At 36.4% G+C, this 13886-nt stretch carries 11 protein-coding genes; 7 read left to right on the top strand and 4 right to left on the bottom strand.

Annotation, left to right across the window (positions count from 1 at the left end; genetic code table 11):
* The first annotated feature begins 307 nt into the window (after positions 1-307).
* The 3 genes from COO03_RS07485 to COO03_RS07475 are packed head-to-tail and all read left to right on the top strand — an operon-like array spanning position 308 to position 3151.
* On the top strand, positions 308-1483 hold the full coding sequence (locus COO03_RS07485) for a M20 family metallopeptidase (protein ID WP_097896441.1): 1176 nt from the start codon (positions 308-310) through the stop codon (positions 1481-1483).
* A 1-nt stretch (position 1484) separates the two neighbouring features.
* Complete coding sequence (locus COO03_RS07480; protein ID WP_097896439.1) at positions 1485-1682, top strand: DUF3311 domain-containing protein; 198 nt, start codon at positions 1485-1487, stop codon at positions 1680-1682.
* On the top strand, positions 1679-3151 hold the full coding sequence (locus COO03_RS07475) for a sodium:solute symporter family protein (protein ID WP_097896437.1): 1473 nt from the start codon (positions 1679-1681) through the stop codon (positions 3149-3151). The genes COO03_RS07480 and COO03_RS07475 overlap by 4 nt, the downstream gene beginning before the upstream one ends.
* 174 nt (positions 3152-3325) lie before the next feature.
* On the opposite strand, the gene COO03_RS07470 is transcribed toward COO03_RS07475, so the two are convergent.
* The 3 genes from COO03_RS07470 to COO03_RS07460 are packed head-to-tail and all read right to left on the bottom strand — an operon-like array spanning position 3326 to position 5680.
* The gene (locus COO03_RS07470; RefSeq protein WP_097896436.1) at positions 3326-4726 is read right to left on the bottom strand and encodes a nucleoside recognition domain-containing protein; all 1401 of its coding nucleotides are present in this window, start codon (positions 4724-4726) and stop codon (positions 3326-3328) included.
* Positions 4704-5426, bottom strand: coding sequence for a FeoB small GTPase domain-containing protein (locus COO03_RS07465; protein WP_097896434.1), 723 nt, complete (start codon positions 5424-5426; stop codon positions 4704-4706). The genes COO03_RS07470 and COO03_RS07465 overlap by 23 nt, the downstream gene beginning before the upstream one ends.
* The gene (locus COO03_RS07460) at positions 5423-5680 is read right to left on the bottom strand and encodes a FeoA family protein (protein WP_097896432.1); all 258 of its coding nucleotides are present in this window, start codon (positions 5678-5680) and stop codon (positions 5423-5425) included. The genes COO03_RS07465 and COO03_RS07460 overlap by 4 nt, the downstream gene beginning before the upstream one ends.
* A 513-nt stretch (positions 5681-6193) precedes the next feature.
* On the opposite strand from COO03_RS07460, the gene COO03_RS07455 reads away from it, so the two are divergent.
* From COO03_RS07455 to COO03_RS07440, 4 genes are all read left to right on the top strand, one after another.
* Entirely contained in the window at positions 6194-7096 is a 903-nt protein-coding gene (locus COO03_RS07455; RefSeq protein WP_141523262.1) for a phosphate ABC transporter substrate-binding protein PstS family protein, read from the top strand.
* 71 nt (positions 7097-7167) lie between these two features.
* Positions 7168-8058, top strand: coding sequence for a phosphate ABC transporter permease subunit PstC (pstC, locus tag COO03_RS07450; protein WP_141523263.1), 891 nt, complete (start codon positions 7168-7170; stop codon positions 8056-8058).
* Between the two features lie 2 nt (positions 8059-8060).
* Positions 8061-8978 carry a phosphate ABC transporter permease PstA gene (gene pstA / locus COO03_RS07445; RefSeq protein WP_097896427.1) on the top strand — a complete coding sequence of 306 codons (918 nt, stop codon included), beginning with the start codon at positions 8061-8063 and terminating at the stop codon, positions 8976-8978.
* A gap of 140 nt (positions 8979-9118) precedes the next feature.
* The gene (locus COO03_RS07440; protein ID WP_097896425.1) at positions 9119-9646 is read left to right on the top strand and encodes an AAA family ATPase; all 528 of its coding nucleotides are present in this window, start codon (positions 9119-9121) and stop codon (positions 9644-9646) included.
* A 217-nt stretch (positions 9647-9863) separates the two neighbouring features.
* Here the strand turns inward: COO03_RS07440 and COO03_RS07435 are convergent, their stop codons facing one another.
* On the bottom strand, positions 9864-12908 hold the full coding sequence (locus tag COO03_RS07435) for an efflux RND transporter permease subunit (protein ID WP_097896423.1): 3045 nt from the start codon (positions 12906-12908) through the stop codon (positions 9864-9866).
* Positions 12909-13886 lie beyond the last annotated feature (978 nt).

Raw genomic sequence — 13886 nt, 5'->3', positions numbered from 1 at the left:
TATATATACCAATTAAAAAAATGACATAAAACCCCCTCTTTTTAGGTGGGAGAGAGCATCTGGCCATGCATAGAAGCGGTTAGGGCCTTTTTCTGCCACATGCGAAGTAAAAACAGAAAGAGCCAAACGAGTGTAGGTTACTTTATATTCTGCATAGCAGGGATTTAGATGTCGAAAAATTAAAACGGATTTATATATATTAAGTGAAAATCCTAATCAAAACGATTGATTATTCAGAATATTATTTATTTAATTTGTGATTCGAGCTATAATAACATTTAACTTAGTGAAGAAAGGAAGAGGATAAATGGGAAAAGTCAAAGATATTATTCTTTATAAAGAACAATTAGTGGAATGGAGAAGGCATTTTCACAGATATCCAGAGTTATCTTTTCAAGAAGAAAAAACATCTCAGTTTATATATGACATACTTCAAACAATTCCTCACCTAGAAGTCTCACGACCAACAAAGTATAGCATTATGGCAAGGTTAATTGGTGAAAATCCAGGAAAAGTTATTGCCATTCGTGCAGATATGGATGCACTTCCGATCCAAGAAGAAAATCAATTTGAATTTGTTTCGGAAAATCCAGGAGTGATGCATGCTTGTGGGCACGACGGTCATATTGCAATGCTTCTTGGTACTGTATATGCGCTCGTAGAACAAAGAGAAAAAATTTGTGGTGAAATTCGTTTTCTATTTCAACATGCTGAAGAAAATTTTCCAGGTGGTGCTGGGGAAATGGTTGCTGCAGGAGTAATGGAAAATGTGGATTATATTATCGGAGCACATCTTTGGGCTTCATTAGAAGTTGGGAAAGTTGGTGTGATTTATGGCCCAGCGATGGCAGCACCTGATGTGTTTAAAATTACAATAGACGGAAAAGGTGGACATGCAGGTATTCCTCATGAAACAGTCGATAGTATTGCCATTGGAACGCAAGTAGTTACGCAGCTTCAACAAATTGTATCGCGCCTGACGAGCCCATTAGATTCTCTTGTTCTATCTGTAACGCAGTTTCATGCGGGTACAACGCATAATGTAATTCCTAAGCAGGCGGAAATTGAAGGTACAGTAAGAAGTTTAAAGCATGAATTACGAGGACAAACTGCGCAGCGGATTGAAAGTATTGTGAAGCATATTACAGAAGCATATGGTGCAACGTATCGTTTTTCTTATGAATATGGTTATCGTCCTGTTGTAAACGATGAATGGGTCACACAAATTGTAGAAAATGCAGCACTAAAGCTTTATGGAAGAGAACGAGTACGCAGGTTACAACCTACGATGGCAGGTGAAGATTTTTCAGCCTTTTTACAAAAGGCACCGGGTACGTTTTTCTTCATTGGTGCTGGGAATACAGAAAAAGGAATTATATATCCACATCATCATCCTCGTTTCACGATTGATGAAGATGCCCTGCCGATTGGAGTAGAAGTTTTTGTTACATCTGTTTTGGAGCTTATGAGAAAAGGAGAATAGGATGAAAAAAATACACGTGCTAGCACTTATTCCAGTCCTTTGTTTAGTTGTTGGACCCGTATTTACAAACTCAGTTACCCCTTATGTATTTGGGATGCCATTTTTATTGTTTTGGATTTTACTTTCTGTATTTATTACATCTTTTTGTATGGGACTTCTGTATTGGTTAGACCCTGTGAATAAGGGGGAAACGGAATGACAGCACTTATCATTATTACTTTGTTTTTGTGTTTTTCTTTATTTTTAGGAATTCGCGCACAGCGTGGAAAAGATATGAATTTAGAACAATGGTCTGTCGGCGGGAGGGGCTTTGGCACAATTTTTGTTTTTCTTCTTATGGCAGGCGAGATTTATACGACTTTTACATTTTTAGGCGGCAGCGGATGGGCGTATAGTAAAGGTGCTCCTACCTTTTATATTTTAGGATACGGCGCGTTAGCGTATATTTTATCTTATTTTTTATTGCCACCAGTTTGGAAATATGCAAAACAGCATGGGCTTATCTCACAACCGGATTTCTTTACAAAAAAATATAGTAGTAAGGTACTTGGAATTATTGTATCGATTATTGGCGTTGTTTCTATTATTCCGTATCTTGTGTTACAGCTAAAAGGATTAGGGATCATTGTCTCAGAAGCTTCGTATGGAAAAGTATCACCGGTTTTGGCAGTTTGGATCGGTGCGATTACGATTACGATATATGTGATGATTTCTGGTATACATGGCTCTGCTTGGACAGCAGCATTAAAGGACATTATGATTTTATTTATCGTTATGTTTCTAGGGATATATTTACCGTATCATTATTATGGAGGCCTTCAACCGATGTTTGAAGCGGTAGAAGCAGCAAAACCAGGGTTTTTAGCTTTACCTGAGGAAGGAATGAGTATTTCCTGGTTTGTTTCTACTATTATATTAACAGCATTAGGGTTTTATATGTGGCCACATACATTTGCTTCAGCTTTTTCAGCAAAAAGTGCAAAAGTCTTTCGGAAAAATGCGGCGATTATGCCATTGTACTCTTTAGTGCTGCTTTTTGTATTTTTTGCTGGCTTCGCTGCTATTTTACAAGTACCAGGATTAAAAGGAGCGGATGCAGATTTATCGTTATTCCGCCTTGCTATTCAAACCTTTGATCCGTGGTTTATTGGTATTATCGGTAGTGCGGGATTGCTAACAGCCCTAGTTCCAGGGTCTATGCTTGTTATGGCAGCTTCCACATTACTTGCAAAAAACATTTATCAGGTTCTTGCGCCGTCCGTATCAGACCAGCAAGTTGCGAGGGCTGCTAAATTATTTGTTCCTGTTGTTACACTTGTTGCTGTATTTTTTACATTTAAAGGCGGGGAAACAATTGGGGCGCTTCTTCTTATGGGGTACAGTATTGTTACACAGTTGTTTCCTGCATTAGTTTGCAGTTTATTCCACCGTCAATTTATAACAAAACAAGGGGCAATTGCTGGAATGGTAGTGGGATTATTCATCGTAGCTTATATTACATTGTCCGGCTCGACATTAGCTAGCATGTTTCCATCCTTTCCTCAATATATTAAAGATTTAAATGTAGGGATTGTTGCATTAGGGGTAAATAGTATTGTCATGTTAGTAGTAAGTATGGTGACTAAAAACATTGAAGTGAAACACAATTCTACGGTGGTAGAGAAATAATAGTATGCAGTGAAAAAAGCTATCNNGATAGCTTTTTTCACTGCATGTATTTTCCTGAGATGGAGAAATTTTAGCAAAGTAAAGAAGTTGGGGGGATAAAAGGTTTGTAAAAGCCCGATTGATGGGGGAATAATCAGTGGAAGGTGAAGTCGTACCACTGATTAAAGTTTCACCTTATACAAGCCCTAACCAATGTACCAATTGCGATGTGAGGAATGTAACAACAATGGCGATAACAGTAGGAATTGCAAACGATAGAAATGTCCATTTCGCGCTCTTTGTTTCTTTATATATGTTAACCAATGTTGTGCCGCACGGGAAATGAAGAAGGGAGAACAACATTGTGTTTAACGCAGTTAACCAAGTCCAACCATTCTCTAAGAATAAGTTTTTAATTTGATTAAAATCATCTATTTCAGTCAAAGCACCAGTTGATAAATAAGACATTAATAAAATTGGGATAACAATTTCGTTGGCTGGCAAACCAAGAATAAATGCGGCTAGAATAAATCCGTCAAGACCTAGTAGTTTAGCGAATGGATCTAAGAAATTTACAAAATACATAAGTAAGCTTGTGTCACCAACAAAAATATTTGCTAACACCCAAGTGAATACAGCGGCTGGTGCTGCTACAATTACTGCGCGTTTTAAAACATATAATGACTTATCAAGTGTTGAACGTATAATTGTATTCAAAATTTTAGGTTTACGGTATGGTGGTAATTCTAACGTATAGTGAGTTGGAACGCCTTTTAGAGCGGTTTTTGATAATACCCAAGATACGCTTAATGTAACAATAATGCCAATTATAACCATGCCGACTACAACACTTGCTGTAGCAAGTGTTTGCATACTACCTGTATATCCAGCAGCCATAAATAATGATGCCATTAAGATTAAAGTAGGCCAGCGCCCGTTACATGGAACAAAGTTATTTGTTAAAATCGCTAGCATACGTTCGCGTGGCGATTCGATAATACGTGTTGACATAATGGCAGCAGCGTTACACCCAAATCCCATTGCCATTGTTAATGATTGTTTTCCGTGTGCGCCAGCACGTTTGAATAGACGATCCATGTTAAATGCCACACGTGGTAAGTATCCGTAGTTTTCTAATAAAGCAAACATCGGGAAGAAAATAGCCATAGGTGGTAACATAACGCTAATAACAGCTGCGGTACCACGGAATAAGCCAAGAATTAAGATACCGTGTAACCATTCTGGTGCATGCATTGCTTGGAACCAAGATGTTAAATAACCCTCTGCCCAGCCGAAAAATTCAGCAATCATATCAGATGGTACGTTAGCTCCTGCAATTGTTACATAAAAAATAATAGATAAAATTCCGAGCATAATTGGAAATCCAAAAATAGGAGAAGTGAAAATTTTATCTAGCTTCTCTGAGCGATATAATTTATTGGTGTTTGTGTATTGAACTGCTTCTTTACAAATACTTGCGGAAGTTCGATAAATATCACCTACAATATCATCTCGTATATCCTCTTTAGTAAGTCTTTGTGCGTGTTGAACGATGTAATCTAATGGAAGAGCCTTACTGGCTGAGTGAGATTCCATTTATTACGACCTCCCTTACAAGCGGTTCTTTATGATGTTTTTGAAGTGTAGCTAGAAAGTTTTTATCCCCATCTAGTATTCGTAGGGCGATCCAGCGTGCAGGATATGTATCGCCGAATACTTTATGAATTTGAGGTTCTAATTCTTGAATCATATTTTCAATTTTTTCATTGTAAGTAATTTGAACTGGTGTAGGAATTAATTTTTTGTTAGCTACTTTAGCAATTACATTTAGTAAAGGTCCAATTCCGACACGGTTTCGAGCTGAAATTTTGACCACAGGTACACCAAGAGATTTTGCTAATTTCTTTTCATCGATGACAATTCCTTTTTTTTCTGCTTCATCTATTAAGTTAATACAGACTATAACGTCGCTAGTCATTTCCATTACTTGTAATGCTAAATTTAAATTCCTTTCCATTGCAGTTGCATCTACAACTACTACGGTTACCTCGGGTTTTTCAAAAATAATATAATCCCGTGCTACTTCTTCATCTACAGAGTTTGAATATAGAGAGTATGTTCCAGGTAAATCAATTACCGTATATATACTTCCGTTATGCTCATATTCCCCTTCTGCTTTTAATACAGTTTTTCCGGTCCAGTTCCCTGTATGTTGTTTTAATCCTGTTAATGTGTTAAATAATGTGCTTTTCCCGGTATTCGGATTTCCGGCTAGCGCAATGCGATGGTTGTTCATGCTAAATCATCTCCTATTAATACCCCAAAAATAAGGGAACTTTCTTCACTACGCAGTGCAATAGTCGTATTGCTTACTTGATATGCAATTGGATCTCCAAGTGGGCTTCTTTGCAATACTTTAATGGTAGCCCCTGGAATAAAGCCTAAATCTAATAGACGTCTTTTCATAGTTCCTTCTAATTGTATCTTCTCGATTTGTACAAACTCCCCTGTTCGAAATGTAGAAAGGGGTTTGGTATTAGCCGATACCATAAAAGTTACCTCTCCTCTATATTTTTAGTTTTAGTTCAAAAAGTTTACCTAGGGAAACTTTTTCTACTAACATAGTAGACTACATTGGATGATGTTGTCAATTAGTACTTTAAAAATATTCAATTATTTTTAGAATTGTTCCAACTTATTTTGCTGAGGTGAAAAATATTACTGAAATTATGTGGGATAAATGCGGAGTGAAAGCTACAAACTTCAAAAAAATGAAGAGATTTGTAAATGTATTTTTAACATAAGTAGCGAAAACAAGAATTTTATTTACAATACATTTACATTATTAAAAGTAAATTTACAATACGAGCAATTTTGCGTGGATTCTTTTGGTTTTTCTTATAAAAAGAGTTGGGATATATGGGTTTTTAGGCTTATCTTCTCTATTTACTTAAAATTAAAAATTGCTTAACACTAACACAATATTATTGTCCTACAATGAATTTGTGTTCGAAAGAAGTAGGGAAATAAGAAAAAGTGATAATCCAAATGGGGGTACAAGACATGGTCATGAAAAAGGGTATTAAACTTTCGTTAGCAGCATTAGTTGTTGCGGGTGCTTTAGTTGGGTGCGGAAAATCAGAAAGTACAGATAGCAAAGACACTGCTAAAGGTAGTAACGATGCAAAACAAGAATTATCCGGTACAATTGCGGCGGCTGGTTCTACAGCTCTTCAACCGCTTGCAGAAGAAGCTGGAAAAAAATTCATGGAAAATAATTCTAAAGTTTCTATTCAAGTACAAGGTGGCGGTAGTGGAACAGGGATTAACCAAGTAGCTTCTGGTGCGGTTCAAATTGGTAACTCTGATGTTCCAGCTGCAGATAAAATAAAAGATCCTGAGAAAGCGAAAGAATTAGTAGATAATAAAGTGGCGGGTATCGCATTTGCACTTGTTGTAAATAAAGATGTGAAGGTTGACAATTTAACTGTGAAACAAGTACAAGATATCTTCAGTGGAAAAGTTACAAACTGGAAAGAGTTAGGCGGTAAAGATGAGAAAATTAATGTAGTAAACCGTCCAGCATCTTCTGGTACACGCGCTACATTTGAAAAAACAATCATGAAAGATGTAAAGATTAATGATGGAACAGGTACAACACAAGATTCTAATGGTGCAGTAGAACAAGCGATCAACTCTACTCCAGGTTCAATTAGTTATCTTGCGATGTCTTATATGGTTGGCGATAAAAAAGATGCATTACAAACTGTGAAAATTGATGGTGCAGAGCCAAAAGTTGAAAATATCTCTTCTGGTAAATACCCATTCTGGTCTTATGAGTACATGGTAACAAAAGGGGAAGCGAAAGAAGCTACAAAAGCTTACATTGATTATGTAAAAGGTAAAGATTTTGAAAAACAAGTGGAAGATATGGGTTACATCCCAATGTCTAAACTAAATAAGTAAAATATTTAATGTGGCTGGCTGAGAGGCCAGTCTTGTTCATTTCAATATATGAAGTGGGGTTATGACCTGTGATGAAGGGGAAGAAACAAATTAATTACGTAAAGAGTGAGTATATCGGAAGAGCACTTGTTACATTTTGCGGTATATTTATTGTTCTTGTTACATTAGCAATTATTGCATTTATTTGCGGAAAAGGAATTCAATCTTTTACGCAAAGTGGTATTTCGCTTTCTGAAATGCTGACATCAACGAAGTGGAATCCAAATGCTGATCAAGGTTCATTTGGTGCTGTAATATTTATTGTAGGTTCGACACTTGTTTCGTTAGGTGCGGTTATTATTAGTGCACCAATTGCGCTAGCTCTTGCAATCTTTATGAATTTAATTTCACCGAAATTTGGTAATAGAGTGTTGAAGCCTGTTTTAGAATTACTAGTTGGAATTCCTTCAGTTGTATATGGATTGCTGGGGGTTACTATTTTAGTTCCTCTGTTACGTGATTCGTTTGGTGGAGTTGGTTTTAGTTTAATAGCAGGTATTATTGTGCTAAGTATTATGATTTTACCTACTATTGCTAGTATTGCTTCTGACGCAATTCGTTCTGTTCCATTCGATTATTTGGAAGCCTCATATGGTTTAGGTTCGACGAAATGGCAAGCGATTAGTCGTGTTATTGTTCCAGCTGCAAAAAAAGGGATTTTAACAGGGTTAGTTCTAGGGTTAGCGCGAGCTTTTGGTGAAGCGTTAGCTGTTCAAATGGTAATTGGGAATACTGTTAAATTACCTGAAGGAATCTATAGTCCAACGGCGACATTGACGGGTATTTTAACGATGGATATGACGAATACATTAAATGGGACTGCCTGGAACAATGCTTTATGGACATTGGCGATGATATTACTTGTTATTTCATTCCTATTTATTTTAGTAATTCGAGCGATTGGTCAAAGAGGTGAACGATAACGATGAATGCAAGGACAGTAAATAAGATTTGGACGGGTGTTTTATATACAGTTGCAGTGCTTGTAGTAAGTTTACTTGTTTTCTTAGTGTTTGAAATTTTACAAAAGGGTTGGGGTTTTTGGGACCCTAGCTTCCTGTTCGGAGAACCAAGTAATACAAGAGCAGGAGGAGGAATTGGTCCTCAATTATTCAATTCTTTTTATATGCTTGTTATAACGCTTGTTATATCTATTCCTCTTGGATTAGGAGCTGGAATCTATCTAGCAGAGTATGCAAAGCAAGGTCGCTTTTTAAGTTTTGTTCGTTTATGTATTGAAACGATGGCGTCATTACCTTCTATTGTTGTTGGGCTATTTGGTTTATTAGTATTTGTGACAATGACAGGTTGGGGGTACACAGTAATAGGTGGTGCTCTTGCTTTAACAATCTTAAATTTACCTGGTTTAACTCGCGTTTGTGAAAGTGCAATCACAGAAGTTCCGCATAATGTGAAAGAGGCGAGTCTTGGGCTGGGGGCGACAAAATGGCAAACGATTGTGCGGATTATTCTTCCGTCATCATTGCCTCAAATTATTACGGGGATTATTTTAGCTGCGGGACGTATATTTGGTGAAGCAGCGGCTTTAATTTATACAGCGGGTTTAACATCACCAATTTTAAATTCTGCGGCAGATTTTTCAAGTCCTGCACATCCGTTAAATCCATTTAGACCAGCTGAAACATTAGCTGTTCATATTTGGAAATTAAATTCTGAAGGAATTATTCCAGATGCAAAATTAATTGCAACGAAATCAGCAGCCGTATTAATTATTATGGTATTACTGTTCAATATTATTGCTCGTTTTATTGCATCTGTACTTCATAAACGTTTTACAGGAGCGAAGAAATCTCGTAAAACAACAAAAGCAAAAGCAGCTTAAAAATGTAAAGTTGGAATAAGGGCCTCCTGTTTTTAACAGGAGGCCCCTTTGTATGGTGATCCGGAGGAGAAGAAAAGGAATGTGCTGATGAAATGTTGTATATATAAATACTGAAGTGAAAAGTAGGGAGGGTGTTTTTTATGTTTTTTCTTCAAATGGCTGGTTTTCCGGGTTCGGGAAAATCAACACTTTCTAGATGTATAGCAAAAAATACAGGGGCAATTGTTATTGATCATGATATTGTAAAAACGGCCTTGTTGGAATCGTTCGAAACCAATCAGATTGAAACGAATCGTACAGGTGGGATTTCCTACGATGTTGAATGGGCGTTAATAGATTTTCATTTATCCCTAGGGCATAGTGTAATACTGGATAGTCCGTGCCTTTATACAGAAATGGTGGAAAAGGGGGAAATGTTGTCTAAGAAACATCGAGCAACATATAAATATGTTGAATGCTATCTCGATAATATGAAAGAAATTAATAATAGGTTGAAAATTCGAGAACGAATGATAAGTCAAATTGAAAAAGTGGAATCTGAAGAAGGATTTAAAAAATGGTTAGATGGCAGTAAAAGGCCATCTGATTTTACATATCTTATTGTAGATTCTGGACAACCGTTAGAAGATTATGTAGATGAAGTGATGACCTATATATACATCGATTAAAAAACCGACATAAAACCCCTCTTTTTAGGTGGGAGAGAGCATCTGGCCATGCATAGAAGCGGTCAGGGTCTTTTACTTCGCATGGCAGGGATTTAGATGTCGAAAAATTAAAATGGATTTATATATATGAATGAGTAAGCAAGATACTGTGACATTATATATAATAGTAGAAAGAAAAAACGTTATCTTCTGTTCTGAAGATAACGTTTTTTTCGTGTTAAGTTCGTGGTGTATCTATAAAAGAGTCAACTTTTCTGCGTGACCGTCTTTTTTTACCGATTTTATCTAACAATTCATACATAACTGGAACAACTACCAGTGTCAGTACAGTTGAAACTGCTAAACCGCCAATTACGACAACGGCTAAACTTTTAGACACCATACTGCCGGCTTGTGATTGACTGAATAAAAGTGGTAACATCGCTACTATCGTTGTAATAGCTGTCATAATAATTGGTCGTAGCCTTGTAGAACCTGCTTCTAGTAAAGCTTCCCGCGTCGTCATGCCACACTCTCTATTTTGTTGAACACGTTCTATTAATACGATGGCATTTGTAACTACGATACCAATTAGCATTAATCCACCGATTAGTGCGTTTAAATCGACTGGTGTTCTTGAAATGATTAATCCTAAAATACCGCCAACAGCAGCGAGTGGTAAAGAGAATAAAATCGCAAATGGGGCGCGTGCTTGCCCGAAAGTAATGACCATAATTAAATAAACAATCCCGATTGCGATACCCATGATTTTGAATAAATTTGTAAAGTCTTCTTGCATGGATTCAGTTGAACCAGCAATTTTAACTTTCGCGCCGTTTGGTAGGTCTAATTCTGAAATAGCTTTGTTCACTTCAGTGTTTACTTTACTTAAATCTTCATTTGTTGTTTCGGCAGTTATTTGAATGGTTTCTTTCCCGTCTTTATGGAAGATCTCTGTTTGTAATTGTTTCTCCGAAATAGTTGCAATGTCTTTTAAAGGAATCGGTCCAGCTATAGGTGACAAGATATTTGTGTTAAGAATGTCTTCTTTGTTGCTTATCTTTTCTTTCTTATTTTCTAACATGATAGTTGTTTTCTCATCGTTGATTGTCAGTTGACCAATCGGTGATGTCTTCATTAGGAATGAAACTTGTTGTCCTGCTGTTTCTGGTGTTAATCCAACTTGTTCTGCTTTCGTTTGATCAATATGAATTTGCCATTCTTTTTTTGATTCTTCAATATTGGTTTTTACTTTAGAGAGACTGTCTATACTTTTTAGTTTTGTTTCAACGATATCAGCAGCTTTTTTTAAATTTGCCTCGTTGTTTGCTGTCACGTTAAATTGCAAGCTGTTTCCACCGCCAAAATTAGAATAGCTTGTTTTGATATAATCGAATTCGGCTGGTTTAAAGTCTGTATGCTCTTTTTTTAATTTTTCGATATATTGATCGATATCAGTTCCTTTTTTGAAGAGTACAAACAGAGATGCAAGGTTATTTTTAGTTGTTTGTCCCCACTGTGCATCCTCAGCGCTTGAACCCATTTTTAAGATAACGTCTGTTACATCATCATTAGAAAGTAATTTTTTTTCAAAATCAAAGGCTTTTTGCTTTCTAGATTCAAGGTCGTAGTTTGTTGGGAATGTCATATTGATTGAAAGCATCGTATCGTCTTCTGATTTTATATTTGCTTTTGGTAGTAATATATAAGCGGCAATTGATCCGGCAAATAATAAGAAAGAAGAGAATAAAATAATAAACTTATGCGAAAGCGCCCATTTTAAAGTAGCTGTATATTTTCTTGAAGGTTGTGTACTTCGTTGTCTTGTTTTTTTGAGTAATAAAAATGCCATAAGTGGAACAACCGTTAGTGCGACAACTAATGAAGAAAGTATAGAGTATACAACTGCTAATACCATAGGTAACATAAATTTACCAATTGAGCCTGATACAAGACCAATAGGTAAAAATACAGCGACTGTTGTTAATGTAGAAGAGGTAATAGCGACAGCCACCTCTTTTGTGGCATCTAGAATGATGTCTTTTGAAAAGTGGTCTTTTTGTAAACGACGGAAAATATTTTCAATGACAACAATACTATCATCAACAAGGCGTCCAACAGCAACCGCTAGCCCTCCAAGAGTTAAAATGTTTAACGTCACATTAGATTGATCAAGTAAAAAAAGTGTTAGTAAAATTGATAACGGAATGCTAACAACAGCAATCAGTGTTGTTCGAATACTACGTAAAAAGACTAAAATGATAAATGTTGCAGCGATTGCTCCTAAGATTACTTCTTTTCCCATACTTGTAACAGCGTTTTCGACTTGTTCGTGAGTAGAGGATAGTAACTTAATTGTGTAAGTATCCTTATATTCTTTACTTATATTTTTAATTTTTTTATCGATTTCTTTCCCGATTTCAACGGCATTTTTGCTAGGTTCTTTCATAATAACTAATGCAGTTCCCTCTTCGCCGTTTATATGTGAAACAGCGTCATGATGTTGTTTAGCTTCTACTTGAGCTATATCTTGTAATTTTACTTGAGGTGCGAGTGTAATGTTCTTTACTTCATCTACATCTTTTACATTTCCAATGATGCGAAGGGTGTGGTCTTCGTTGTTTACAGTGACCTGTCCAGCTGGAGTGGAAGTTTCTTTTCCTTGTAAAGCAGTCAATACTTGCTGAGATGTTACGTTTTTATCTTTCATTCGATCTGGGTCTAATACGATAGATAGCTCAGATGTTGATTTACCGTAATACATGACGTTAGCAACGCCGTCGATACTTTCAAGTTGTGGGATGATTTCTTTTTCAATCTGTTTTTCATCAGCTTTTGTAAAACCATTCTGTTTTTGAATGGTAATCTGTGCAAGTGGAATCATAGAGGTGTTAAGTTGGCTGACGACGGGTTTTGTAATTTCTTTTGGAAAATTCACGTTGCCAGTAATCTTTTCGACTTCGCGTGCTGCATCTTTCATGTTGGCTTTAGATGTGTATGCGATATCGATACGCGATAAACCTTCGTAAGTAGAAGAGGTAATCGTATCAACATGTTCTAGATTTCGAAATTGTTTTTCAAGAGGTTCAGTTACCTCTTTTGTCATTGTCTCAGCGTCTAAGCCTTGAGATAATGTAGTAACAGTTATTGCGGGGTTATCGACACTAGGTAGAAATTCCATTGGTAATTTAGAGCCAGAATAAATGCCGAGTACAGAAATGAGAAAAACCATGATAATAATAGCGGCTCGGTTTTTTAATGAGAACTTTGTTAACCTATCCATAAATTAATTCCTCCGTTTAAGTTGTTTTTGTAGTCCACTCTGTTACTATATAACAAAATCTGGATATTTTTCATTAAATAAATGTAAAAAAATTCTAAAAATATTCTTAAGCATGAGAAGTGTCTTGTGATCTTTTTGGGGGATTTTAATCACTGAGAGAAATCTCAATATTGAAGAAGTGCTAATTTAGGAAAAGAATGTTTTAAAAATGGGGGCGTAATAGATAGTGGGAAAGTAAGAAGTGGAAATGTTATTTATCCCGCTATTCGCGGGCAGTAATACTCCCACCTCAAAATTCGGCGAAAGCATTGTCCAGCTCTAGCGGCTAGAATCTCCGGTCGTTTCGCCCCCTCGGACGAGGCAAAAAGCGTCTCTCTGCCTTTGGCACGGGCGTCCTGCGATTCTGAGCGAGCCGCTTCCGTTTTTCTAAAGAAGTTAGGTAGGAGATAAACTGCCCGTAAAAGCCCGATTGGTGAGGGCTGATAATGAGTGGGGGATGAAGACCCCCACTCATTAATGTTTCACTTTATCGCATACTAATGAGAGAAAATACTTTTGTTTCAAAATTCAGTAGAAGTACAGAGGTTAAATAGGAGATAAGGTGTTCTTAAAAATCTAATGATTAGTGAGGATGAAGAAAGTTTCTACTGAATTTAATGTTTCAATTAGAGTTGGTTTTGTTCACCGATTAGGAAGCAAATAGAGGAATGGATGTATGATGAAACAAAGTTTGTTAAGTAGGATATGATCCTAATGAATAAGGAATAATGGCGTCATTGATTAGGGGATAAAATAATTTTATATTTTTTTATAAAATCACTTGCTATTTAAATGACAGGGTGATATATTAATAAGCGTCGCTGATGCGGAACGGCAGAAAGCGAAAAAAATAAAAAACTTGGTTGACATCGAAAAACGAAGATGCTAACATAAGGAAGTCGCAAATGAGCGGCAAACGAGTTCTTTGAAAACTGAACG

Origin of the sequence: Bacillus sp. AFS098217 (assembly GCF_002551815.1) — a bacterium.
Classification (GTDB): Bacteria; Bacillota; Bacilli; order Bacillales; family Bacillaceae_G; genus Bacillus_A.
Note: the sequence above shows the minus strand (reverse complement) of the source record. Positions and strands in the feature narration are given on the sequence as shown.

What these genes read in the sequence shown, in the direction of transcription:
- COO03_RS07485 (WP_097896441.1), top strand. Translation starts at nt 308, where the DNA reads ATGGGAAAAGTCAAAGATATTATTCTTTATAAAGAACAATTAGTGGAA.
- COO03_RS07480 (WP_097896439.1), top strand. Translation starts at nt 1,485, where the DNA reads ATGAAAAAAATACACGTGCTAGCACTTATTCCAGTCCTTTGTTTAGTT.
- COO03_RS07475 (WP_097896437.1), top strand. Translation starts at nt 1,679, where the DNA reads ATGACAGCACTTATCATTATTACTTTGTTTTTGTGTTTTTCTTTATTT.
- COO03_RS07470 (WP_097896436.1), bottom strand. Translation starts at nt 4,726, where the DNA reads ATGGAATCTCACTCAGCCAGTAAGGCTCTTCCATTAGATTACATCGTT.
- COO03_RS07465 (WP_097896434.1), bottom strand. Translation starts at nt 5,426, where the DNA reads ATGAACAACCATCGCATTGCGCTAGCCGGAAATCCGAATACCGGGAAA.
- COO03_RS07460 (WP_097896432.1), bottom strand. Translation starts at nt 5,680, where the DNA reads ATGGTATCGGCTAATACCAAACCCCTTTCTACATTTCGAACAGGGGAG.
- COO03_RS07455 (WP_141523262.1), top strand. Translation starts at nt 6,194, where the DNA reads ATGGTCATGAAAAAGGGTATTAAACTTTCGTTAGCAGCATTAGTTGTT.
- pstC (WP_141523263.1), top strand. Translation starts at nt 7,168, where the DNA reads ATGAAGGGGAAGAAACAAATTAATTACGTAAAGAGTGAGTATATCGGA.
- pstA (WP_097896427.1), top strand. Translation starts at nt 8,061, where the DNA reads ATGAATGCAAGGACAGTAAATAAGATTTGGACGGGTGTTTTATATACA.
- COO03_RS07440 (WP_097896425.1), top strand. Translation starts at nt 9,119, where the DNA reads ATGTTTTTTCTTCAAATGGCTGGTTTTCCGGGTTCGGGAAAATCAACA.
- COO03_RS07435 (WP_097896423.1), bottom strand. Translation starts at nt 12,908, where the DNA reads ATGGATAGGTTAACAAAGTTCTCATTAAAAAACCGAGCCGCTATTATT.